This is a genomic window from Xanthomonas hortorum (genome assembly GCF_011305375.1).
Taxonomy (GTDB): Bacteria; Pseudomonadota; Gammaproteobacteria; order Xanthomonadales; family Xanthomonadaceae; genus Xanthomonas; species Xanthomonas hortorum_E.
The window spans coordinates 24,401-46,298 of sequence record NZ_VCME01000016.1 but is presented as its reverse complement, the minus strand read 5'-3'; the positions used below and the strand labels follow the sequence as shown (position 1 = coordinate 46,298).

17 protein-coding genes are annotated in these 21,898 nt (G+C 65.5%); 14 read left to right on the top strand and 3 right to left on the bottom strand.

Going from position 1 to position 21,898, the window contains the following annotated elements; translation table 11 throughout:
* Window positions 1-35 precede the first annotated feature (35 nt).
* The 14 genes from FFY45_RS14695 to FFY45_RS14630 all read left to right on the top strand — a co-directional run bounded on the left by FFY45_RS14695 (window position 36) and on the right by FFY45_RS14630 (window position 18,049).
* Window positions 36-641, top strand: coding sequence for a DUF3060 domain-containing protein (locus FFY45_RS14695; RefSeq protein WP_176340992.1), 606 nt, complete (start codon window positions 36-38; stop codon window positions 639-641).
* Window positions 642-813: 172 nt separating this feature from the next.
* Window positions 814-2,298 (top strand): ribosomal protein uL16 3-hydroxylase, encoded by a 1,485-nt coding sequence (locus FFY45_RS14690; protein WP_255171982.1) that lies wholly within the window; start codon window positions 814-816, stop codon window positions 2,296-2,298.
* Window positions 2,295-3,227, top strand: coding sequence for a GNAT family N-acetyltransferase (locus FFY45_RS14685; RefSeq protein WP_176340991.1), 933 nt, complete (start codon window positions 2,295-2,297; stop codon window positions 3,225-3,227). The genes FFY45_RS14690 and FFY45_RS14685 overlap by 4 nt, the downstream gene beginning before the upstream one ends.
* Window positions 3,228-3,408: 181 nt before the next feature.
* Window positions 3,409-6,237, top strand: coding sequence for a 2-oxoglutarate dehydrogenase E1 component (locus FFY45_RS14680; protein ID WP_176340990.1), 2,829 nt, complete (start codon window positions 3,409-3,411; stop codon window positions 6,235-6,237).
* A 42-nt stretch (window positions 6,238-6,279) separates the two neighbouring features.
* A complete protein-coding gene (gene sucB / locus FFY45_RS14675; protein WP_176340989.1) occupies window positions 6,280-7,491 on the top strand; it encodes a dihydrolipoyllysine-residue succinyltransferase in 1,212 nt (403 codons plus the stop codon).
* Window positions 7,492-7,680: 189 nt separating this feature from the next.
* On the top strand, window positions 7,681-9,117 hold the full coding sequence (gene lpdA / locus FFY45_RS14670) for a dihydrolipoyl dehydrogenase (RefSeq protein WP_176340988.1): 1,437 nt from the start codon (window positions 7,681-7,683) through the stop codon (window positions 9,115-9,117).
* Between the two features lie 220 nt (window positions 9,118-9,337).
* Complete coding sequence (locus FFY45_RS14665) at window positions 9,338-9,931, top strand: LOG family protein (RefSeq protein ID WP_006449471.1); 594 nt, start codon at window positions 9,338-9,340, stop codon at window positions 9,929-9,931.
* A gap of 131 nt (window positions 9,932-10,062) precedes the next feature.
* On the top strand, window positions 10,063-10,665 hold the full coding sequence (locus tag FFY45_RS14660; RefSeq protein WP_176340987.1) for an IMPACT family protein: 603 nt from the start codon (window positions 10,063-10,065) through the stop codon (window positions 10,663-10,665).
* Complete coding sequence (locus FFY45_RS14655) at window positions 10,662-12,431, top strand: ABC transporter transmembrane domain-containing protein (protein WP_176340986.1); 1,770 nt, start codon at window positions 10,662-10,664, stop codon at window positions 12,429-12,431. The genes FFY45_RS14660 and FFY45_RS14655 overlap by 4 nt, the downstream gene beginning before the upstream one ends.
* 116 nt (window positions 12,432-12,547) lie before the next feature.
* The gene (locus FFY45_RS14650; RefSeq protein ID WP_006449468.1) at window positions 12,548-13,447 is read left to right on the top strand and encodes a hydrogen peroxide-inducible genes activator; all 900 of its coding nucleotides are present in this window, start codon (window positions 12,548-12,550) and stop codon (window positions 13,445-13,447) included.
* Window positions 13,448-13,535: 88 nt separating this feature from the next.
* Window positions 13,536-15,224 (top strand): ATP-binding cassette domain-containing protein, encoded by a 1,689-nt coding sequence (locus tag FFY45_RS14645; RefSeq protein ID WP_176340985.1) that lies wholly within the window; start codon window positions 13,536-13,538, stop codon window positions 15,222-15,224.
* Window positions 15,208-16,293, top strand: coding sequence for an efflux RND transporter periplasmic adaptor subunit (locus FFY45_RS14640; protein ID WP_176340984.1), 1,086 nt, complete (start codon window positions 15,208-15,210; stop codon window positions 16,291-16,293). The genes FFY45_RS14645 and FFY45_RS14640 overlap by 17 nt, the downstream gene beginning before the upstream one ends.
* Complete coding sequence (locus FFY45_RS14635) at window positions 16,290-17,693, top strand: TolC family protein (RefSeq protein ID WP_176340983.1); 1,404 nt, start codon at window positions 16,290-16,292, stop codon at window positions 17,691-17,693. Before FFY45_RS14640 ends, FFY45_RS14635 begins: the two co-directional genes overlap by 4 nt.
* A 143-nt stretch (window positions 17,694-17,836) precedes the next feature.
* A complete protein-coding gene (locus tag FFY45_RS14630) occupies window positions 17,837-18,049 on the top strand; it encodes a hypothetical protein (RefSeq protein WP_176340982.1) in 213 nt (70 codons plus the stop codon).
* A gap of 300 nt (window positions 18,050-18,349) precedes the next feature.
* On the opposite strand, the gene FFY45_RS14625 is transcribed toward FFY45_RS14630, so the two are convergent.
* The 3 genes from FFY45_RS14625 to dnaJ all read right to left on the bottom strand — a co-directional run bounded on the left by FFY45_RS14625 (window position 18,350) and on the right by dnaJ (window position 21,792).
* Window positions 18,350-19,477, bottom strand: coding sequence for a prephenate dehydrogenase (locus FFY45_RS14625; RefSeq protein WP_176340981.1), 1,128 nt, complete (start codon window positions 19,475-19,477; stop codon window positions 18,350-18,352).
* Window positions 19,474-20,382: a pyridoxal kinase gene (gene pdxY / locus FFY45_RS14620; protein ID WP_176340980.1), complete on the bottom strand. Its 909-nt coding sequence runs from the start codon at window positions 20,380-20,382 to the stop codon at window positions 19,474-19,476. Before pdxY ends, FFY45_RS14625 begins: the two co-directional genes overlap by 4 nt.
* A gap of 279 nt (window positions 20,383-20,661) precedes the next feature.
* Entirely contained in the window at window positions 20,662-21,792 is a 1,131-nt protein-coding gene (gene dnaJ, locus FFY45_RS14615; RefSeq protein WP_006449461.1) for a molecular chaperone DnaJ, read from the bottom strand.
* Window positions 21,793-21,898: the final 106 nt, after the last annotated feature.

The window sequence follows — 21,898 nt, the reverse complement described above, 5'->3', positions numbered from 1 at the left end:
CATTTGCGTTGTATCCAGCTGTCAGGAGTATTGCCATGGCATTGCGCTCGCTGCTGTATGTGTCCCTGCTCGCGTTGGTGGCATGCGGAAAGCAGGCCGCTCCCGAGTCCGCTGCTGCCGCGCCGCAAGCGCCGGCAGCCTCGTCGATCGCACCGGTTCCATCGGTACCTTCCGTGCCATCGGTCCCGAGCATGGACGGCGCCACCCAGGTCGCCAGCAAGGGCGAGCGGCCGACGCTGATGGTCACCTCGACCAGCGGCACGGTCAGCTGCGACGGGCATAACGTCGACCTGACCGGACAGAACGCCAATCTGACCTTCAAGGGCGATTGCGGCACGATCGCGGTGCTGGGTGAGCATGCGATCGTCCAGATCGAGCGCGCCGACTCGGTGCGCATCGTTGGCGAGGCTGCCCAGATCACCCTGGCCAGCGATGCCAAGACCGTCGAGCTATTCGGCCGCAAATCCACGCTCAAGGCCGGACGCATCGGCACGCTGCGGGTGCCTGGCGACGACAATCAGGTGCAGGCGCAGGCGATCGCTGCAGCCACGCTGCACGGCCGCGGCAACCGCATCACCCAGCAGTCCGGCACCGCCATGGTCAACGACTACGGCAGCGACAACCAGATTTCCACCCGCTAAACCGCCGATACCCGCCAGCAACCAGCACGTTCCGGCGATGCCTCGCGTGGCCGTGACTGCACTGAAACCTTAGTGCAACACGCCAGCAAGGCATCGCGCAGCGGGCTGGGCGACAATAGGCCACTTCGCCGGTCGCACAGCGCCGGCTTTTCCCAGTCGGACCCGTCACACCATGAAAAAGACCGCCGCAAAAAAGACCGTCGCCAGAAAGGGCGCGCCGCTGCCTTTCGAGATCCATGCCACCCGCGACCAGCCGCTGGGCATGCCGATCGAGCGCTTCCTGCGCAACTACTGGCACAAGCACCCGCTGTTGATCCGTAACGCGTTCCCGGACTTCCAGTCGCCGCTGCAGCCCGAAGATCTGGCCGGCCTGGCCTGCGAAGACGGCGTGCTGGCGCGACTGATCAGCCACGACCACGCCACCGACGACTGGAATGTGCGCACCGGCCCGTTCCAGGAAACCGACTTCCCCGGCCTGCCCGACCACGACTGGACCTTGCTGGTGCAGGACGTGGACAAGTGGGACGCCGATGTGCGCGCCTTGCTGGAGCAGTTCCGCTTCCTGCCGCGCTGGCGTATCGACGACATCATGATCAGCTTCGCCGCCACCGGTGGCTCGGTCGGCGCGCATGTCGACCATTACGACGTGTTTCTGCTGCAGGGCCAGGGCCACCGCCGCTGGCAGATCGACGCGCGTGCGCAACAGGGCCGCAAGGCCGCGCCGCTGGCATTCCGCGACGATGTCGAGCTCAAGCTGCTCAGCGCCTTCAAGCCCACCCACGACTGGGTGCTGGGCCCGGGCGACATGCTGTACCTGCCGCCGCTGGTGCCGCACCACGGCGTGGCCGAAGACGCCTGCCTGACCTTCTCCATCGGCACCCGCGCGCCGTCCTCGGCCGAGCTGATCGGCGACTATCTGGACACCTTGATCGCCGACGCCGACGAGGCCGTGCGCTATCAGGACGCAGACCTCAAGGTGCCGGCCGATCCGTACGAGATCGACGTCACCGCGATGAACCGCGTGGTCGAAGCGCTCAACGCGCTGCGCATGAACGACCCGGATCGGCTGGGCGACTGGTTCGGCCGCTTCATGACCACTTACCGCGCCTCCGGCGACGTGGTGCCGGCGCCAGAACCCATCCCGCGCGAGGCGGTCGAGCAGGCGCTGGAAGAAGGCGTGTTGCTGCATCGCCATCCATGGTCGCGACTGGCCTGGCGGCGGGCCAAGCGTGGCGCCACGTTGTTCTGCAGCGGGCTGGAATTTGCGTTGTCGGCCAAGGACGCCGCGCGCCTGGCTGCCGCCGAAGAAATCGACGGCGCGCTGTATGCGCAGTTGTCGGTGCGCGGCCGCGAGGTGGTGCTGGAACTGCTGGCGCAGGGCCATTACCAGCGCGCCCACGAGGAGAACGACGACGACTTCGAGGACATCGACGACGACCAGGCGCACGCACTGAGCCTGTCGGCCGACCACGACGATGCCGAGACCGACACGCAGGATGCGGACGAGGAGATCGACGCCGAGGCCGACGTCGAGCAGGTCGCAGACGCCGCAGACGGCCCGGCCGAAGCCGGTGACGCCGGGCAAGGCGACGACGACGAGGCATCGGACGCTGGCGACGACGCTGGCGACACCGACGCGTCGCCCAAGCGCGCATGAACCACCACGCCAGGCCGCAGACCGTCTCGCTGGATCCGGCGCTCGACGCCGCGGCCCTGCGTGTGCTGCGCCTGGCGTGCACCACCGGCACCGCTGGCACCACCAGCGATGCCGAATGGGACGCACTGGATCCCCTCAGCCTGCAGTTGGCCATGCGCACCGACGACGGCCAGCTGATCGCCGCGGTGCGGCTCACACCCGACCGACGCATCGACCGGCTCGGCGTGCTCCCCGACTGGCGCCGCCGTGGCATTGCCGACCAATTGCTCGCCGCCGCAGTCGACACCGCCCTTCAACGCGGCTGGCCCAGCCTGAGCGCGCACGTCAACTCACATGCCGAAGCGGTGTTCGCACGCCTCGGCTTTCTGCCCGAAGCCTCCCCCGAATTTCGTCCTGATCGCGCCTTCGATACAGATGGCGCAGCAGGCACTGCCCTGCACCGCCGCCTCGACGGCCCGATGGCAGTCGAGAATCTGAGCGCAGCGCTGGCTGCCACCACCGGCCTGCTGTGCGCGGCGCGCCGTCAGGTACTGATCTACACGCGCGCACTGGATCCGCCGCTGTTCGACAACGCTGCGGCACTCGATGCGCTGCGTCGCTTCGCCACCGCCCGGCATGACAAACGCGTGCACGTGCTGGTGCAGGACACCGCAAGCGCCAACGCCAGTGGCAGCGCGCTGTTGCGGCTGGCCCAACGTCTGCCCAGCGTGTTTCGCTTCCGCGCGGTCAGCGATCCGGTCGATAGCAGCTACGTGTCGGCCTATGTGGTGGGCGATGACGCCTACTACTTTCGTCCAACAGGCCACCGCTTCGACGACGGCGAAACCTGGCTGTCGGGCGCCGCGCGCAGTCGTCAGCTGGAGCGCGAATTCGCGCAGATATGGGAGCGCAGCGCGCTTTGGAGCGAACCGCGCGCGCTCGGCATCTGACGCCGTAGTGCCCTTCGCACGTAGGTGCGAGGCCAGCCGACCTACCCGTCCGGTCAGCTCGCAGACGCCCTGTCACTAGCGCAAGGGGGTATAATTTTTTGAGATTTGATACCGACCGATAGGGCATCTTGCCCTGCCGCTTCCGCACAATCATCCCTCACAGCAGACCCGACTTACCATCGTGGATAATCTCCTAAAGCAGTTCGCACAGTCATCGCAGCTCGCCGGCGGCAACGCCGCCTATATCGAGGATCTGTACGAGCAGTACCTCGTCGCCCCGGACAGTGTCGATCCGAAGTGGAAGAGCTATTTCGACGACTTCAAAGGTCGCGATGCCGGGGATGTGCCGCACTCGGCCGCCATCGCCCACATCCTCACTGCCTCCAAGCAGGCAGCCAATGCCGGAACCGGCGCGGGTGCCAGTGACGAGCGCGAGCGCAACGTCGGCCGCCTGATCACTGCCTACCGTGCGCGTGGTCACCTCGGCGCGCAGCTCGACCCGCTCGGCCTCACCCCGCCGGTCAATCCGCCCGACCTGGACCTGCCGTTCCACAGCCTCTCGCAGGCGGACATGGACAGCGAATTCAGCACCGGCGGTGTCGGTGGTCAGCCGCGGATGAAGCTGAAGGACCTGCTGGCCCGCCTGAAGGCGACCTACGCCAGCACCATCGGCGCGGAGTTCATGCACATCCAGGAATTCGACCAGCGCCAGTGGATCTACAAGCGCCTGGAAGATGCCGGCGGCAAGATCGCCGGCGACGCGGCCAGCCGCAAGCGCACGCTGGAGCGGCTCACCGCCGCCGAAGGCCTGGAGCGCTACCTGCACACCAAGTACGTCGGCCAAAAGCGCTTCTCGCTGGAAGGCGGCGATGCGTTGATCCCGATGATGGACGAGATCATTCGCCAGTCCGGCAACGATCAGGTCAAGGACATCGTGATCGGCATGGCCCACCGCGGCCGCCTCAACGTGCTGGTCAATACGCTGGGCAAGAACCCGCGCAAGCTGTTCGACGAGTTCGAAGGCAAGTTCGAGCACGCCCACGACGACCGCGCGCACACCGGCGACGTCAAGTACCACATGGGCTTCTCGGCCGACATCGCCGTTGGTAGCGACAAGCAGGTACATCTGGCGCTGGCGTTCAACCCCTCGCATCTGGAAATCGTCGACCCGGTCGTGGTCGGCAGCGTGCGGTCGCGTCAGGAGCGCTTCGGCGATGCCGAGCGCAAGACCGTGCTGCCGATCCTGATCCACGGCGATGCCGCATTTGCCGGCCAGGGCGTGGTGATGGAGCTGTTCCAGATGTCGCAGGCGCGCGGTTTCGCCGTTGGCGGCACCGTGCATATCGTCATCAACAACCAGATCGGCTTCACCACCAGCGCCCGCGACGACGCCCGTTCCACGCTGTACTGCACCGACGTGGCCAAGATGATCGGCGCGCCGGTCTTCCATGTGAACGGCGACGACCCGGACGCGGTGATGTTCGTGTCCAAGCTGGCCTATGAATTCCGCCAGCAGTTCAAGAAGGACGTGGTCATCGACCTGGTCTGCTACCGCCGTTGGGGCCATAACGAGGCCGACGAACCGGCAGCGACCCAGCCGGTGATGTACCAGACCATCCGCAAGCACAAGACCACCCGTGAGCTGTACGCCAACAAGCTGGAAAGCGACGGCGTGCTGAGCGCCGACGAGGCCAAGGCGCTGGTCGACGGCTACCGCAACAAGCTCGATTCGGGCGAATACACCACCGAACTGGCCACGCGCAAGCCGGACGAATTCGCCATCGACTGGTCGAAGTATCTGGTCGGCACTGCGGCCGATCCGGTCGACACCCGCGTCAAGCGCGAGCAACTGGACCGCCTGGCCAAGCTGATCACCACGATTCCGGAAGGCGTGGAGCTGCACGCACGTGTGGCCAAGATCTACGACGATCGCGTCAAGATGGCCGCCGGCCAGCAGGCCGGCGACTGGGGCTTTGCCGAAAACCTGGCCTACGCAACGCTGCTGGCCGAAGGCCATAAGCTGCGCCTGGTCGGCCAGGATGCCGGTCGTGGCACGTTCTTTCACCGTCACGCGATCCTGCATGACCAGAAGAGCGACAGCTATTACATGCCGCTGCGCCAGCTGGTGGAAAACCCCGAAGACGCCACCGTGATCGACTCGCTGCTCAGCGAAGAAGCGGTGATGGGCTTCGAATACGGCTACTCCACCACCGACCCGAACGCGCTGTGCGTGTGGGAAGCGCAGTTCGGCGACTTCGCCAACGGCGCGCAGGTGGTGATCGACCAGTTCATCGCCGCCGGCGAAGCCAAGTGGGGCCGTATCGCGGGCCTGTCGCTGTTCCTGCCGCACGGCTACGAAGGCCAGGGCCCGGAGCACAGCTCCGCGCGTCTGGAGCGTTTCCTGCAGCTGTGCGCGCTGGAGAACATGCTGGTCTGCGTGCCGACCACCCCGGCGCAGTGCTTCCACATGATCCGCCGCCAGATGCGCATGACCACCCGCAAGCCGCTGGTGGTCATGACGCCCAAGTCGCTGCTGCGCCACAAGCTGGCGGTGTCGAGCCTGGAAGAACTGGCCGAGGGCGAGTTCCAGCATCTGATCCCCGATGCCAAGGCCGATGCCGGCAAGGTCAAGCGCGTGGTGCTGTGCTCGGGCAAGGTCTATTACGACCTGCTCGAAGATCAGACCAAGCGCGGCCAGGACGACGTCGCCATCCTGCGCGTGGAGCAGCTGTATCCGTTCCCGCGTGCGCAGCTGGCCGCCGAGCTCAAGGCCTATGCCAACGCCACCGATGTGGTGTGGTGTCAGGAAGAACCGCAGAACCAGGGTGCGTGGTACCAGATTCGCCACCATCTGAACTTCTGCCTGACCGGCGCTCAGAGCCTGCATTACGCTGGCCGTGCCCGCTCGCCCTCGCCTGCCGCCGGCCACATGGCCGACCACATCGTCGAACAGCAGAAGCTGGTCGCCGATGCGCTCCTCAATCCGTTCAACGACCAAGTCGCTGAATAACTCCTCTTCCCCAAAGAACGCACACACTAGGACGCTCCCCGAATGGCCACCGAAGTCAAAGTTCCGGTACTGCCCGAATCCGTTTCCGACGCCACCATCGCCAGCTGGCACAAGAAGGCCGGCGAAGCGGTCAAGCGCGACGAGAATCTGGTCGACCTGGAAACCGACAAGGTCGTGTTGGAAGTTCCTTCGCCCGTCGACGGCGTGCTGAAGGAAATCAAGTTCGAAGCCGGCAGCACGGTCACCAGCAACCAGATTCTGGCGATCATCGAAGAAGGCGCGGTGGCTGCGGCCGCACCGGCCGACGAGAAGAAGGCCGAGGCACCGGCAGCTGCCGCTGCTGCGCCGGCCGCCGCTCCGGCAGCTGCCGCCGCTGCACCTGCAGCTGCGTCCAAGTCGTCTGCCGATGCCCTGCCCCCGGGTGCGCGTTTTGCCGCGATCACCCAGGGCGTGGACCCGGCGCAGGTCGACGGCACCGGCCGTCGCGGCGCGGTGACCAAGGAAGACATCGTCAACTTCGCCAAGGCCGGCGGCGTGGGCAAGGCCTCTGGCGCCCGTCCGGAAGAGCGCGTGGCGATGACCCGCGTGCGCAAGACCATCGCCAAGCGCCTGATGGAGTCCAAGAACTCCACCGCGATGCTGACCACCTTCAACGAGGTCAATCTCGCCAAGGTCTCGGCCGCACGCAAGGAACTGCAGGACGAATTCCAGAAGGCGCACGGCATCAAGCTCGGTTTCATGAGCTTCTTCGTCAAGGCCGCTGCCAACGCGCTGCAGCGCTTCCCGCTGGTCAATGCCTCGATCGACGGCGACGACATCATCTATCACGGCTACAGCGACATCTCGATCGCGGTATCGACCGAGAAGGGCCTGGTCACGCCGGTGTTGCGTAACGTCGAGCGCCAGTCGTTCGCTGAAGTGGAACAGGGCATCGCCGACTACGCCGCCAAGGCGCGCGCCGGCAAGCTGGGCCTGGACGACCTGCAGGGCGGTACCTTCACCATCACCAACGGCGGCACTTTCGGCTCGCTGCTGTCCACCCCGATCATCAACCCGCCGCAGAGCGCCATCCTGGGCATGCACGCGATCAAGGAACGTCCGATCGCCGAGAACGGCCAGGTCGTGATCGCGCCGATGATGTATCTGGCGCTGTCCTACGACCACCGCATCATCGACGGCAAGGATTCGGTGCAGTTCCTGGTGGACATCAAGAACCAGCTGGAAAACCCGGGCCGGATGTTGTTCGGCCTGTAAGCCTTGCAGCCCCTCTCCCATCGGGAGGGGGGTTGGTTTGAGGGGACGGCCGCACTTGCATCGCACGGTGTCCGCCCCAAACCCAAGCAGCACCAGTCGGCAGCGCCATCTCCGCTCCGCCGCACCCTCATCCGGCGCTACGCGCCACCTTCTCCCGACGGGAGAAGGGAAAGGCAAAGGACTTTAGAAATGGCTGAAAACTACGACGTCGTCGTCATCGGTGCCGGTCCGGCCGGTTATCACGCCGCCATCCGTGCGGCCCAGCTGGGCATGAAGGTCGCCTGCATCGACGCGGCACTCGGCAAGGACGGCAAGCCCGCCCTGGGCGGGACCTGCCTGCGCGTGGGCTGCATTCCGTCCAAGGCGCTGCTGGATTCCTCGCGCCAGTTCTGGAACATGGGCCATCTGTTCGGCGACCACGGCATCAGCTTCAACGACGCCAAGATGGACGTGCCCACCATGATCGGCCGCAAGGACAAGATCGTGAAGCAGTTCACCGGCGGCATCGCGATGCTGTTCAAGGCCAACAAGATCACCCCGTACTACGGCTTCGGCCAGCTGCTGCCGGGCAACATTGTCAAGGTCGCCCAGCACGAAGGCGGCGAGATCGAGCTCAAGGGCACCAATGTGATCCTGGCGCCGGGCTCGGAGTCGATCGAGCTGCCGTTCGCCAAGTTCGAAGGCGACACCATCGTCGACAACGTCGGCGGCCTGGATTTCACGGCCGTGCCCAAGCGCATGGCCGTGATCGGCGCCGGCGTGATCGGCCTGGAACTGGGCAGCGTGTGGAAGCGTCTGGGCGCCGAGGTCACGATCCTCGAAGCGCTGCCTGACTTCCTGGCCCTGGCCGATGCCGAAGTGGCAAAGACCGCACTGAAGGAATTCAAGAAGCAGGGCCTGGACATCAAGCTCGGCGCCAAGGTCAGCAAGACCGAAATCACCGGCAGCGGCGATGCCAAGCAGGTGGTGGTCAGCTACACCGACACCGCTGGCGAGCAGACCCTGACCGTAGACAAGTTGCTGGTGGCCGTGGGCCGCAAGGCGGCAACCAAGAACCTGCTGGCCGACGGTACCGGCGTCAAGCTCAACGAGCGTGGCCAGATCGAAGTGGACGCGCATTGCCACACCGGTGTGGATGGCGTGTGGGCGGTCGGCGACTGCGTGCGCGGCCCGATGCTGGCGCACAAGGGCTTCGAAGAAGGCATTGCGGTTGCCGAACTGATCGCTGGCCTGCCGGGCCACGTCAACTTCGACACCATTCCGTGGGTCATCTACACCGAGCCGGAGATTGCCTGGGTCGGCAAGACCGAGCAGCAGTTGAAGGCCGAAGGCGTCGCCTACAAGGCCGGCAGCTTCCCGTTCGCGGCGATCGGCCGTGCGGTGGCCATGGGCGAGCCGGCCGGCTTCGTCAAGGTGATCGCCGATGCCGAAACCGACCGCGTGCTGGGCATGCATCTAGTGGGTGTGGGCGTGTCCGAACTGGTGCACGAAGGTGTGCTGACGATGGAATTCAACGGCTCGGCCGACGATCTGGCCCGCATCTGCCACGCGCATCCGACGCTGTCCGAAGCGATCCACGATGCCGCAATGGCAGTGAGCAAGCGCGCGATCCATAAGGCGAACTGATCGGGAGTGGTGGATTCGGGATTGGGGATTCGCGACGGCGGCTCCCGGTCCTGCCCCCTTCCGGCAATGACATGGCGCCGGGTGAAAACCCGGCGTTATGTTTTTCAAGCCTGGCAAGAACTTCAGACACATCAGCGCGGGCTCTGCCGACAGCACCACGTGCAATCAGCGCAACGCCGCCCTCGCTTCAACCAATCCCCAATCCCAACTCCCGAATCCCATGAAATCCATCTGCGTCTACTGCGGTTCCAATGCCGGCAACAAACCCGCCTACGCCGAGCGTGCCACCGCGCTGGGTCAGCGCATCGCCGAGCAGGGCTTGCGCCTGGTCTATGGCGGCGGCAACGTCGGCTTGATGGGCACGGTGGCAAATGCGGTGCTGGCGGCGGGCGGCGAAGTCACCGGGGTGATTCCGCAGCAGCTGGCCGACTGGGAAGTGGCCCATCGCGGGCTGACCACGCTGGAAATCGTCGGCTCCATGCATGAGCGCAAGATGCGCATGTTCGAGCTGTCCGATGCCTTCGTCGCCCTGCCCGGCGGCTTCGGCACCATGGAAGAGATCTTCGAGATGCTGACCTGGCGCCAGCTGGGCATCGGCAACAAGCCCTGCGCGTTCCTGGATATCGAAGGTTTTTATGCACCGCTGATCGGCATGATCGATCGCATGGTCGAAGAGCGCTTCCTGCATCCGGACCAGCGCACCGACCTGTGGTACGGCAACGATCTGGCGCAGATGCTGGAGTGGATGCAGCACTACACGCCAGCGCAGGCATCCAAGTGGATCGACGAGAAGCGCCGCTCCACACTGGTGTAATCGACTGCTGTCATTGACCGATGTGATCGGGCTGCACGAGGTGCCTCGTGCAACCGCATGTGCGCGCAAGCTGCCAGCTTGCAACCGTAGTCACACTGGCCGCAGCGATAGGCATCACCGGCTCGCATAGAATGGCGACGATGCTCGATACCCTCGCCGCTGACGCGCACCACAGCCTGGACATCAAGCACAGTCGCTTTCTGGCCAACGCTGCTGCATTGGACGCTCCCGCGCATGCGCTGGAGATCGTGCAGCGCGTGTCTGTTGCAGACGCCACCCACAACTGCTGGGCGTACCGGTTTGGGCAGGAGTACCGCTCCAGCGACGACGGCGAGCCCAGCGGCACTGCCGGGCGGCCGATCCTGGCCGCGATCGATGGCCAGGGCTTTGATCGCGTGGTGGTGGTGGTCACGCGTTGGTACGGCGGCATCAAGCTCGGCGCCGGCGGGCTGGTACGTGCCTACGGCGGCACAGCGGCCGAGTGCCTGCGGCTGGCGACACGACAGCCATTGATCGCGTTGTCGTTGCTCGACCTGCAGTGCCAGTTCGACGACCTGGGCCTGGTGCATGCCGCACTCAGCGCGTTCCATGCCGACAAGCTGGATGAACATTTCGACGCCAATGGCGCCGCGCTACGCGTGCAATTGCCTGCCGATCAACTGGCTGGCTTGAAAACCCGCCTGTGCGACGCCACTCGCAACCGTGTCCACCTCTCAACACCGGAAGCCGCATGAACCAGCCAGCCGCCGCCAGGCCCAACCCATTGCGGAAGCTCGGCAGCCTGCGCACCTTGTGGCCGTTCGTACAACGCCAGCGCGGGTTGTTCGCCGCCTGGCTGATCGCGCTGGCAGTGTCTTCGGCCGCCACGCTGAGCCTGCCGGCAGCGGTCAAGCAGATGATCGACCACGGTTTCTCCGGCGGTTCGCAGATCAATCAGGCCTTTGCGCTGTTGTTTGCGGTGGCCGTGGTGCTCGCTCTGGCGACTGCAGCGCGCTTCTATTTCGTCGCGTTACTGGGCGAAAAAGTCGTCGCCGATCTGCGTGGCCGGTTGTACGCGCATCTGATCGGGCTGGACGCCGGCTTTCATGATCGCAGCCGCAGCGGCGAGCTGGTCTCGCGCCTGTCGGCCGACAGCGAACTGCTGCGCGGGGTGATCGGCACCACCATGTCGGTGGCGTTGCGCAGCTCGGTGACGGTGATCGGCAGCATGGTGATGCTGTTCGTCACCAGCCCGCGGCTGGCCGGCTTCACGCTGATCGGCATCCCGCTGGCGGTGCTGCCGATCGTGCTGGGCGCACGCCGCCTGCAGAAGATCTCGCGCGCGAGCCAGGACCGTGTCGCCGACGCCAACACGCTGGCCGCCGAAACGCTGGGCGCCGTGCGTACCGTGCAGGCGCATGCGCGCGAAGGCTACGAAAGCCACCGTTTCAGCCAGGCCTTGTTGGCGGCGATCGAGACCGCGCGGGTGCGCATCCGCACCCAAGCCACCGTCACTGCGGTGGCGATCATGCTGATCTTCGGCGCGATCGTCGGGGTGCTGTGGCTGGGTGCGCACGATGTGATCGGCGGGCGCATGACGCCCGGCACGCTGGGCCAATTCGTGTTGTATGCGTTGATCGGCGGTGGTTCGGTCGGCGCGTTGGCCGAGGTCTGGAACGAGTTGCAGCGCGCTGCCGGCGGCATGGGCCGCGTTGGCGAATTGCTCGACGAACAACCGGCCATCGTCGCACCGGCCACGCCGCAGCCACTGCCGCAGCCGCTGCGTGGTGCGATCCATTTCGATCAGGTGGTGTTTCATTATCCGCAGCGCCCCGATGCGCCGGCCCTGGATCACTTCGATCTGCATGTCCTTCCGGGCGAAACCGTAGCGCTGGTCGGGCCCTCCGGCGCCGGCAAGAGCACGGTGCTGTCGATGTTGCTGCGTTTCCACGACCCGGTCAGCGGTAAGCTGCGCATCGACGATGTGGATCTGCGCGACACCGACCCGGTGCTGCTGCGCGAACGCATTGCCTTGGTGCCGCAGCAACCCACGCTGTTTGCCGCCAGCGCCGCCGACAACATCCGTTATGGGCGCCTGGAAGCGAGCGACGCGCAAGTGGAAGCCGCTGCCGCTGCCGCTGAAGCCGATGTCTTCATCCGCGCCCTGCCGCAGGGCTATGCCAGCGAACTGGGCGAACGCGGCGCGCGCTTGTCCGGCGGCCAGCAGCAGCGTGTGGCGATCGCGCGTGCATTGCTCAAGGACGCGCCGATCCTGCTGCTGGACGAGGCCACCAGCGCGCTGGACGCGCAGAGCGAGCGTGCCGTGCAGCAGGCGCTGGACCGGCTGATGGAAGGCCGCACCACGCTGGTCATCGCGCATCGCCTGGCCACCGTACTCAAGGCCGACCGCATCGTGGTGATGGATGCCGGCCGCATCGTCGCACAGGGCACGCATGCGCAATTGATTGCCGAAGGCGGCCTGTATGCAGAGCTGGCGCGGCTACAGTTCATCGATCAGTGACGCCTGGATGCGCTGTTGCCTGAGTGACATGGCGGTACGTTTCGCTCACCGGCGCATTGCCGGTGGTGCGCTCCAAGCACTCCCGAAGTAACGCTGTGACGGTAACGAAGTGACGCATGCCCCGCCCTAGAACCACCATTCGCCAGCTCAGTTATTTCGTCGCGCTCGCCGACACCGGAAGCTTCACCCGCGCCGCCGAGCAGATGGGCGTGTCGCAACCCTCGCTGTCGCAGCAGATTCGCGCCTTCGAAACCATCATCGGTGCAGCGCTGTTCGAACGCGGCGTACCGGCGATCCTGACACCGCTGGGACGCGATCTGCTCGACCGCGCGCGCAGCATCCTGCTCGACATCACCGACCTGGAAGAGGTGCGCGCCACCTCGGCCGACACGCTGATCGGCACCATCCGGCTAGGCGTGTCGCCCACGCTCGGCGCGTACCTGATGCCGAGCCTGGTCGCGCGCCTGCACCGCGAGCACCCGGCGCTGCGCGTGCATGTGCGCGAAGGCTTGCCGACGGTACTGGCCGCAGGCCTGGCCAGCGGTCTGCATGACGTGATCCTTGCGCAATTGCCGGTCGCCGGGCGCGGCCTGCATAGCGAGCGGCTGTTTCGCGAACCGCTGCACGTGACCATGGCCGCCGATCACCCATTGCGTGCCAAAACCTTCATCACACCGGCCGATCTGCGCGGCGCCAACCTGCTGACCTTGATGCCCGAGTACCGCCTGGCCGAACAGATCGCCGCGATCGCCATGGACGTCGGCGCCACTGTCCTGCGCGATTACGAAGGCACCAGCCTGGATGCGATCCGTCAGATGGCCGGGATGGGCATGGGTCTTGCACTATTGCCAGACCTGTATGTGCGCCAGGAAATCCGCGAGGGCGACGACGTCGTCGTTCGGCCGATCAAAGGCGGACGCTACTATAGGGAGATCGGGCTGTTGTGGCGGCAAGGCGCAGGACGCGCGCCGGCCTTCGGGTTGATCGCCGATCTGCTGCGTGCGGTGGCCGCATAGGAAAATCCTATGCGTCGAATAAGCGCTGCGGCCTTGTTCGTTACCTGCAACTCGTCAATGCTTCATTGAACTCATCAACGGAAATCGAATGGCGGGCAAGCAGATCGGATGGCGGGAAGCGGGAGCCTGGCTGGCGGAGATCGTCGGGCCGGACATGCCGTATGTGCGTCTGGCCATGGTGTACGGCGTGGCGATCAGCCTGCTGTCGCTGGCCACGCCGATCTCGGTGCAGTTGCTGATCAACAGCGTGGCCAACACCGCGCTGCCCGCGCCGCTGTGGACGCTGTCGAGCCTGCTGCTGGGTCTGTTGCTGCTGGTGGCCGGCCTGAGCGCGATGCGGGTGTGGGTCATGGCGCTGTTCGAGCGCCGCCTGTTTGCGCGCGTGGTCTCCGAAATCACCGTGCGCGCAGTGCATGCGCAAAATCCGTTCTTCGCCGATCAGAACCGCGGCGACATGTTCAATCGTTACTTCGATCTGGTGGTTGTGCAGAAAGCCGTGCCGAGCCTGGCGATCGGCGCCTTCACCATCGTGCTGCAATCGGCGGTGGGGCTGATACTCACCAGTTTCTACCACCCGTTCTTTCTCGGTTTCAACGCATTGCTGTTGTTGGTCATCTTCGGCATCTGGATGATCTGGTCGCGCGGCTCGATCCGCACTGCGGTCGATCTGAGCCATGCCAAGCACGAAGCCGCACGCTGGCTGGAAAGTGTCGGCGGCTCGAACGGTTTCTATAAATCCAGCCGCCACCTCAATTTCGCGATGGACCGCTCCGAAGCCGTCACCGCCGCGTATGTGGATCGGCATCGCCGCCATTTCCGCTATAGCTTCACGCAGACGGTGGCGTTTTTGCTGGTCTACGCGGTGGCCAGCGCGGCGCTACTGGCGCTGGGCGGCAACCTGATCCTGCGCGGCGAGCTGTCGATCGGCCAGCTGGTCGCCGCCGAACTGATCCTCAGCGCGGTCTTCTACGGCATCTCGCAACTCGGTGGTTATCTGGACGCGTTTTACGACCTGGTGGCGAGCTCGGAAGAACTCTCGCTGCTGTTTGCGATCCCGCAGGAACGCGCCGTCGCCGCACGTGGCAAAACGCCCGGCAACAGCGCCGTGCGCCTGGATGGCGTAGTGATCGACGGCGCACGTTTCGATTTCTCGCTGGCCGCCGGCGAGCAACTGGTGACGATTGCCGATGGCGGCGCGGAGCGGCTGCTGGCGATGATCCTGAAGCGCCACGTGGTGCCCGATCGCGGGCTGGTGATGGTGGGCGGCGCAGACATGGCCACCTTCGACATGTATCTGCTGCGCTCGGAAGTGACGGTGCTCGACCGGCCGACCATTGTCGAGGTCACCATTCGCGAGTATCTGGCGCTGGCATCGGCCGATGTGACCTCCGAAGCGATGCTGGAAGCGATCGATGCGGTGGGGCTGCGCAGCCGTATCGCCGCACTTCCGCAAGGTCTCGATACGCGCCTGGCCGCATCGGGTTACCCGTTGTGGATCGGCGAAGTGATGGCGTTGAAGCTGGCCAATGCGCTGCTGGTACGCCCGCGCGTGCTGATGCTGTCGCAGTTGTACGATCTGATTCCCGCCGATCGGCTGACCGATGTCTTGCGTCGCCTGAAAGAGGCCGGCACCACGGTGCTGCTGTGCACCGGCAGGCCGGAAGACATCACCCTGGATGGCTGGTTCCACCTGCAGCCCGAACGGCAGCAGCGCTTTGCCACACGCGCCGAATTGATCGCCTCGACGCAGGAGGCAGACAATGCAGCACGCTCCTGATCGCAACGCGCACTTCCCCACCCTGGCGGCAATGCGCCCGCCCGGCATCGCCAAGACGCTGGCCTGGATGCTGCTGATCGGTATCTGTATCGCCAGCGCGATCCTGGCGCTGGCGCCGTGGGTGCAGACCGCCAGCGGCAAGGGCCAGGTAGTGGCGCTGGATCCCGGCGACCGCCAGCAACAGGTCACCGCCTTCGTGCCCGGCCGGGTCGAGCGTTGGTATGTGCACGACGGCCAGCATGTCTCGCGCGGCGACCCGATCGCGCGCGTCGGCGATCTGGACCCGGATCTACTCACCCGCCTGGCCAGCGAACGTGCGCAGGTGCAGGCCGAAATCGCCGCGATCCAGCAATCGCGCGCGGTTGCCAGCATCGACGTGGCACGTAGCAGGCAATTGCTTGCCGAAGGCTTGGCCGGCCGCCGCGACTTTGAGCTGACCCAGATCAAGGTTGCCGAGGCCGACGCCAAGCTGGCCGAATCGCGCGCCAAGCTGACCCGTATCGACATCCAGTTGAATCGCCAGTCTGCGCAGTTGGTGCGCGCACCGCGCGACGGCCGCGTGCAGCAGCTCAACGCCGCCAGCGGCAGCGCGATGGTCTCGCCCGGCACGGTGCTGGCGGTGATCGCGCCGGAGCGGGTGGAGCGCGCGGTCGAGCTGTACATCGACGGCCGCGACGTGCCGCTGATCCGCCCAGGCCGCCCGGTGCGGCTGGAGTTCGAAGGCTGGCCGGCGATCCAGTTCAGCGGTTGGCCGTCGGTGGCGCACGGCATGTTCGACGGTCGCGTGCGCGCCATCGACCCCAATGCCGCGCCCGATGGATTGTTCCGCATTCTGGTCGAACCGCTGCCGGGTAAGCCGGCCTGGCCGGCGCGCGAGTTCGCCCGCCAGGGCGGCAAGGTACGCGGCTGGGTGCAGGGCGAAACGGTCAAGGTCGGCTACGAATTGTGGCGCCAGCTCAACAACTTCCCGCTGGAATTCGGCCGGCGCCCGGCAGCGGCGACGCAGGATGAGGGCAAGGCCAAACCGGCAGCGTCCAAGGCCGAAGACGACGCGACGGGCAAGAAATGATCCGCCGTCTTGTCGTGCTGCTGATCGCGCTCGCGCCGGGCGTGGTTGCCGCCCAGACCACGCCGCTGACCCTGGACGAAGTGCTGCAGTCCTCGGCCCGCTCCGCGCCGCAGATTGTCGAATCGCTGGCCAAGGTCCGTCAGGCCGAAGGCAAGGGCATCTCTGCCGATGGCGCGTTCGATACCGTGTTCGACATCGACGGCCGCTCTCGCGAGGCCGGCTATTACGACGGCAGCGCGATCGAAAGCACGGTCAAGCGGCCGTTCGATAACAACGGCGGCTATTACTACGGTGGTTACCGCTCCTCGCGTGGTTCGTTCCCGGTCTACGAAGACAAGTCCTACACCGACCGCGGCGGCGAAGTGAAAGTCGGCGCGCTGTATGCGCTGTTGCGCGACCGCGTGGTCGACGAGCGTCGCACCAAGCGCAGCGTTGCCAGTGCCGACATCAATGTCGCCCAGTACGAAGCCGAAATGGTGGCCGTTGGCGTGCAGCGACGCGCGGTGGACGCGTACCAGAGCTGGGTCGCTGCCGGTCTGAAACTGCGCGCGTATAACGACCTGCTGCAACTGGCCGAGCAACGCCGCAACGCGATTTCGCGGCAGGTAACGCTGGGCGCGCGGCCGACCATCCTGCTGACCGAAAACGACCAGAACCTGGTGCGCCGACGTGCGCTGGTGGTGCGTTCGGAGCAGGACTTCGCCAACGCGGCCAATACGCTGTCGCTGTATCTGCGCGACGACACCGGCATGCCGCTGATCGTCTCCAGCGAGCGCCTGCCGGCCGATACGTCCGCACTGGAAGGCCTGGCCGGCGCCAGCAAGATCACCGCACCGGTGGAGCGCCCCGACTACCGCGCGGTGCTGACCCGCATCGATCAAGCCACCGCGCGGCTGATGCTGGCGCAGAACGATCTCAAACCCCGCCTGGATGTGAGCCTGGAAGTCAGCAAGGACCTGGGCGACCCCGGCGTCGGCGGCCCGAACCGCTCGCCAACCGATGCCATCATCGGCTTCCGTTTCAGCGTGCCGCTGGAAAACCGTGCCGCCAAGGGCCGCGTTGCCGAAGCGCGCGCAGAGATCGAAGCGCTGGATCAACGCAGCCGTTACCTGCGCGACCAGATCTCGGTGGAGGTCGAGTCGGTGGTCATCTCGCTCAACGCCGCCGAGCGGCTGGCCAAGATCGCCGACGAAGAACGCAGCCTGGCCGACCGTCTTGCGGCGGCCGAGCGGCGCCGCTTCGAGCTGGGATCGGGCGATTTCTTCCTGGTCAATCAGCGCGAGGAAACCGCCAACGACGCCCGCGTGCGTTTGATCGATGCACAGGCGCGCATTGCCTCGGCCCGCGCCGAGCTGGCAGCGGCCACGGCTGATCGGGATGCGTTGCAGCTGAGTCGTTGAGCCGGCGTCGTTCGAACTTTTCCGCATCGCGCAATGACGCCCGGGTAACACGTGCCTGCGCATGCTCGCCTCCACCGGCCCGGCGCCGGTCGTGCGGTCCCTGGCGGTTCGCACTGCGACCTTGGAATCTTTCGGAGGTGCGTATGTCTTTTCGGCAATTTCCCGCAGTCGGTGCAGATGGCGAGTCTTACGTCATCATCGAATTCCGCGACGAGCTCGAATCCCCCAACGCGCAGCAATCCCGCACGAATGCGCACGCTGCGCCACGTTACGAACTCCCCGATGGCCGCCACCTGCAACGGCAAGGCCAGCGCTTCGTCACCCAGGGTGGCGAGTTGCGGCTTTCGACGTCCTGAGATGGCGCTGGTCATTTTTTGACCACCCAAGCCGCAGCCGTTGCAGCGCAATGGCTGCGCGCAGTTATCCACATGCTTGTGCAGATTTCATCCACACCCTGTGTGGATGAAATGTATGTTGTGAGTGCGCGGCATTACGCCAAGCGACAATCAGCCAGGCGACAATTACATGCGACGTCGATCTATCGCATGCGACTGCAGTCAAACAGCACGTAGTTGCTGCTGACACATCTGCAGCCTGATACCACATCGACATCGGCCAACCACCGCACGCCTACCCTGCACTACCGCTACCCGACGCTACCCAACGCGATCGGAGCGCTCCAGCACTCGCCCTATCTCGCTGAGGTCGATCTCGCTGGCAGCCTGCGTCAACGCAACGCGGTCGCTGTTCGGCTCGAACCCAATCCGGAAATGCAGCTCACCGACCGGCGTGCGCGAGGAATGGATCGACGACAGATTCACCCCGTGCCGCTCGAACACATGCAGCAACGCGCGCAGCGAGCCGGGTTGATCCTCCGGCAGATACACGCTCAAGGTCAGCGGCTCGGTGAGATCGGCCAGCAGGTAGCCAACACGCTCGTAAGTGTAGTTGCCCGCCGCAAGCGACTCGCGTTGCAATGCCTGTGCGTTGTCGTCCAGAAATCGACTGCGGAATTGCGCACGCGCCGCGTCGTCGCCTTGCGCGACCAGGGCGCGCAATTCCTGCAGTTGCAGCAGCAGGCGATCGAGCATTTCGCCGACATACGGATTACCGAACTGGATGTCTTCGTAGATCGACGGATTGAGCGAGAGAATGCGCGCGATCACTGCAGTATCCAGCTCGAACGAGGCAGAGCGATACGGCATCAGCGCGCGCAGTTCGCCGAGCAGCGGCGCGTAGTCACGCAAGGTGCCGGCCTGCGCCAGATGGGTGGCGTGCACCATCGCCTGCACCAGGGCCATCACGCGGTCGTGGTGCTCGGGCGTGGCGTACACGCACTCGGCCTGCAGCGCGCTGTAGAGCGTCTGCACCCACGCCGACCAACGCTGCAGACGCGCCTCACAGACCACCATCACGCGTCCCTTCAAGGTCGGCGACTTGGGCGGTGCGGTCATCGGATGCAGGCCGACGACGTCGGCCTGGGAGGTGAGCATCGCAGCGACCGGCGCCTGCTTGATCGAGGTGACATCCATCCACAACTGCGACGCCGCGCGCGCGCCGGCGAGTGCGACATAGCGCTCGATCAACGCAGCGGTATGGCGAATCGGCGCGGAAAAAATCAGCACATCCGCACGCTGCGCCAGGGTCGCCTCGTCCATGCCGCCAGCCTCGGCCGGATCGAAGCCGATCACCTCCAGCCCCATGCGTACGCGCAGAAACTGCGCCAGCCATCGACCGTAAGCGCCGGCAATACCGACGATGCCGATCACCGGCTGCGCGATCATGCCAATCGCTCGACGGCAAAGCGCGGTGCACCCGCCAGCGCAGCCGGGGCGGCGGCCAACACATCGAACTCCTCAAAGCCTGCAGCCAGCGTCGCTTCCAGCGCGCTATGCACGCCGCTGAGCGCAAGCCCCACCGCCTGCTCGAACGGCACATCGCGCAGCAGGAAACCGATCAGCAACGCCATCAACACATCGCCGGTGCCGGCCACATCCACCGGCAAATGCGGCGTGGCCCAGCGATACACCGCCGCATTGCTGACCGCCAGCGTCACCAGCTCGCCAGCCGCACCGGCCACGCTATGCGCAAGCACCCACTGCGGGCCGCGCGCCAGCAACGCGCGCGCGGCAGCGATGGCATCGTCCTGTTCCAGGCTTGGCAATCCGGTCAGCCGCCCCAGCTCGAACGCATTCGGTGTCACCAGCCAGGCATGCGGCAATAGCCGCTCGGCGAACACGCGTTCCAATCCGGGTTCGACATACGGGCCGGTGTGCGTGTCGCCAATCACCGGATCCAGGCAGTAACGCAACTGCGGCGCCTGCGGCAAGGTCTGCTCCAGCCAGTCCGCAAACGCCTCGCCATTGGCCAGGCTGCCGAAATAGCCGGAGACCAGAATCCGCGCGCGTTGCGGCAGCCCGCGTTCGCTCGCTCCCAGCAACAGATCGGCCAGCCAATCGGCAGGCAGAATGCGCCCACGCAAGGTGGCGTAGAACGGCGCATTGCTCAGCAGCGTGGTGGGCACTTCCGCCACCCGCAGCCCGAGCGCACGCAGCGGCGGCACTGCCGCGCTGTTGCCGGCATGCCCATAAACCAGTTGCGATTGCACCGAGATCACATCGATCGGCGAAGGACCATCCGGGCGCTGGCGGCGACCGTGGACGAGGTGGCTGTCGGTTGCATCGCTCATGGGGGCGGCCATCGTCGAAGGAGATGGCGCCATTATCCGCGCAACGTAGCAAGCATGTTGTAGAGACGGGCTGTAGATACGCCACGCTGTAGAAAGCGCACGCACCAGATCCGCAAGCTGGAAGACGTCACGGTCCAAGCCAGCACCACATCGAAACAGCGAACTACCGAAGCAACGCATCACTGCATTTACGGCCTGCACTGCACGCAGCGCAAAAATAAAATGGCCCGGCATGCAGTTTGCTGCACACCGGGCCATCGCTGCATCAAAACGCCCGAATCAGGACGTCATCCGATCCCAGAAGCCCTTGACGCCATCGATGAACGTGGCCGACTTGGGCGAATGCTTGCGTGCATCCTCGCCGGTGAAGGTGGACTCGAACTGCTGCAATAGCTCGCGTTGATCGGCGGTCAGATTGACCGGCGTTTCGACCACCACGCGGCAGTACAGATCGCCTTCGGTGCGACTACGCACCGAACGTACGCCCTTGCCGCGCAGACGGAACAGCTTGCCGGTCTGGGTCTCGGCCGGAATGCGGATTTCTGCCTCGCCCCCCAGCGTTGCCACACGCACGGTATCGCCGAGTGCCGCCTGCGAAATGCGGATCGGCACCTCGCAATGCAGGTCGTCGCCATCGCGCTGGAAGATCGCATGCTCGCGCACGCGCACTTCCACATACAGATCGCCCGGCGGTGTACCGGCGGGGCCGGCTTCGCCCTCGCCGGCCAGACGGATGCGGTCGCCGGTGTCGACACCGGCGGGCACCTTGATCGACAGCACCTTGTCTTCTTCCACCCGGCCTGCGCCGTGACAGACCTTGCACGGATTCTGGATCAGCGTGCCGCGCCCATCGCAATGCGGGCAGCTCTGCTGCATCGCAAAGATGCCGCGCTGGATGCGCACCTGGCCACGTCCGTGACAGGTACCGCAGACCTCCACCTTGCCGTCTTCCGACCCGCTGCCGTGGCAGGGATCGCATTCGATCAGGGTCGGAATCTCGATGCGTCGCTCGATGCCGGCAACGGCTTCTTCCAGATCCAGTTCCAGCACGTAACCGACGTCGGCGCCACGTCGCGCAGCGCGCGGACCGGCGGCGCCACCGCCGAAAATATTGCCGAAGATATCGCCAAAGATATCTCCCATGTCCGGGCCACCCGGCCCACCGCCACCACCGCCCATGCCGTGCTCGAACGCAGCGTGGCCATGCGCGTCGTAGGCGCGGCGCTTGTTGCCGTCCGACAGCACTTCATAGGCTTCCTTGCACTCCTTGAACATCGCCTCGGCAGCAGCGTCGCCCGGATTGCGGTCCGGATGGTGCTTCATCGCACAGCGCCGATACGCCTTCTTCAGCTCCTCGTCGCTGGCGCCACGGGCCACGCCCAGCACTTCGTAGTAATCGCGTTTGCTCATAAGCGGGGATTCGGAATTCGTGATTTGAGATTCGTTGAAACGCAAAAGCGGACAGCGTGTGCTGGTCCGCCCTGGCGACGCGACGCGTAAAGGATATCGGGATGGG

Coding starts and splice junctions, on each gene's coding strand:
- FFY45_RS14695 (WP_176340992.1), top strand. CDS start 36: ATGGCATTGCGCTCGCTGCTGTATGTGTCCCTGCTCGCGTTGGTGGCA.
- FFY45_RS14690 (WP_255171982.1), top strand. CDS start 814: ATGAAAAAGACCGCCGCAAAAAAGACCGTCGCCAGAAAGGGCGCGCCG.
- FFY45_RS14685 (WP_176340991.1), top strand. CDS start 2,295: ATGAACCACCACGCCAGGCCGCAGACCGTCTCGCTGGATCCGGCGCTC.
- sucB (WP_176340989.1), top strand. CDS start 6,280: ATGGCCACCGAAGTCAAAGTTCCGGTACTGCCCGAATCCGTTTCCGAC.
- lpdA (WP_176340988.1), top strand. CDS start 7,681: ATGGCTGAAAACTACGACGTCGTCGTCATCGGTGCCGGTCCGGCCGGT.
- FFY45_RS14665 (WP_006449471.1), top strand. CDS start 9,338: ATGAAATCCATCTGCGTCTACTGCGGTTCCAATGCCGGCAACAAACCC.
- FFY45_RS14660 (WP_176340987.1), top strand. CDS start 10,063: ATGGCGACGATGCTCGATACCCTCGCCGCTGACGCGCACCACAGCCTG.
- FFY45_RS14655 (WP_176340986.1), top strand. CDS start 10,662: ATGAACCAGCCAGCCGCCGCCAGGCCCAACCCATTGCGGAAGCTCGGC.
- FFY45_RS14650 (WP_006449468.1), top strand. CDS start 12,548: ATGCCCCGCCCTAGAACCACCATTCGCCAGCTCAGTTATTTCGTCGCG.
- FFY45_RS14645 (WP_176340985.1), top strand. CDS start 13,536: ATGGCGGGCAAGCAGATCGGATGGCGGGAAGCGGGAGCCTGGCTGGCG.
- FFY45_RS14640 (WP_176340984.1), top strand. CDS start 15,208: ATGCAGCACGCTCCTGATCGCAACGCGCACTTCCCCACCCTGGCGGCA.
- FFY45_RS14635 (WP_176340983.1), top strand. CDS start 16,290: ATGATCCGCCGTCTTGTCGTGCTGCTGATCGCGCTCGCGCCGGGCGTG.
- FFY45_RS14630 (WP_176340982.1), top strand. CDS start 17,837: ATGTCTTTTCGGCAATTTCCCGCAGTCGGTGCAGATGGCGAGTCTTAC.
- FFY45_RS14625 (WP_176340981.1), bottom strand. CDS start 19,477: ATGATCGCGCAGCCGGTGATCGGCATCGTCGGTATTGCCGGCGCTTAC.
- pdxY (WP_176340980.1), bottom strand. CDS start 20,382: ATGAGCGATGCAACCGACAGCCACCTCGTCCACGGTCGCCGCCAGCGC.
- dnaJ (WP_006449461.1), bottom strand. CDS start 21,792: ATGAGCAAACGCGATTACTACGAAGTGCTGGGCGTGGCCCGTGGCGCC.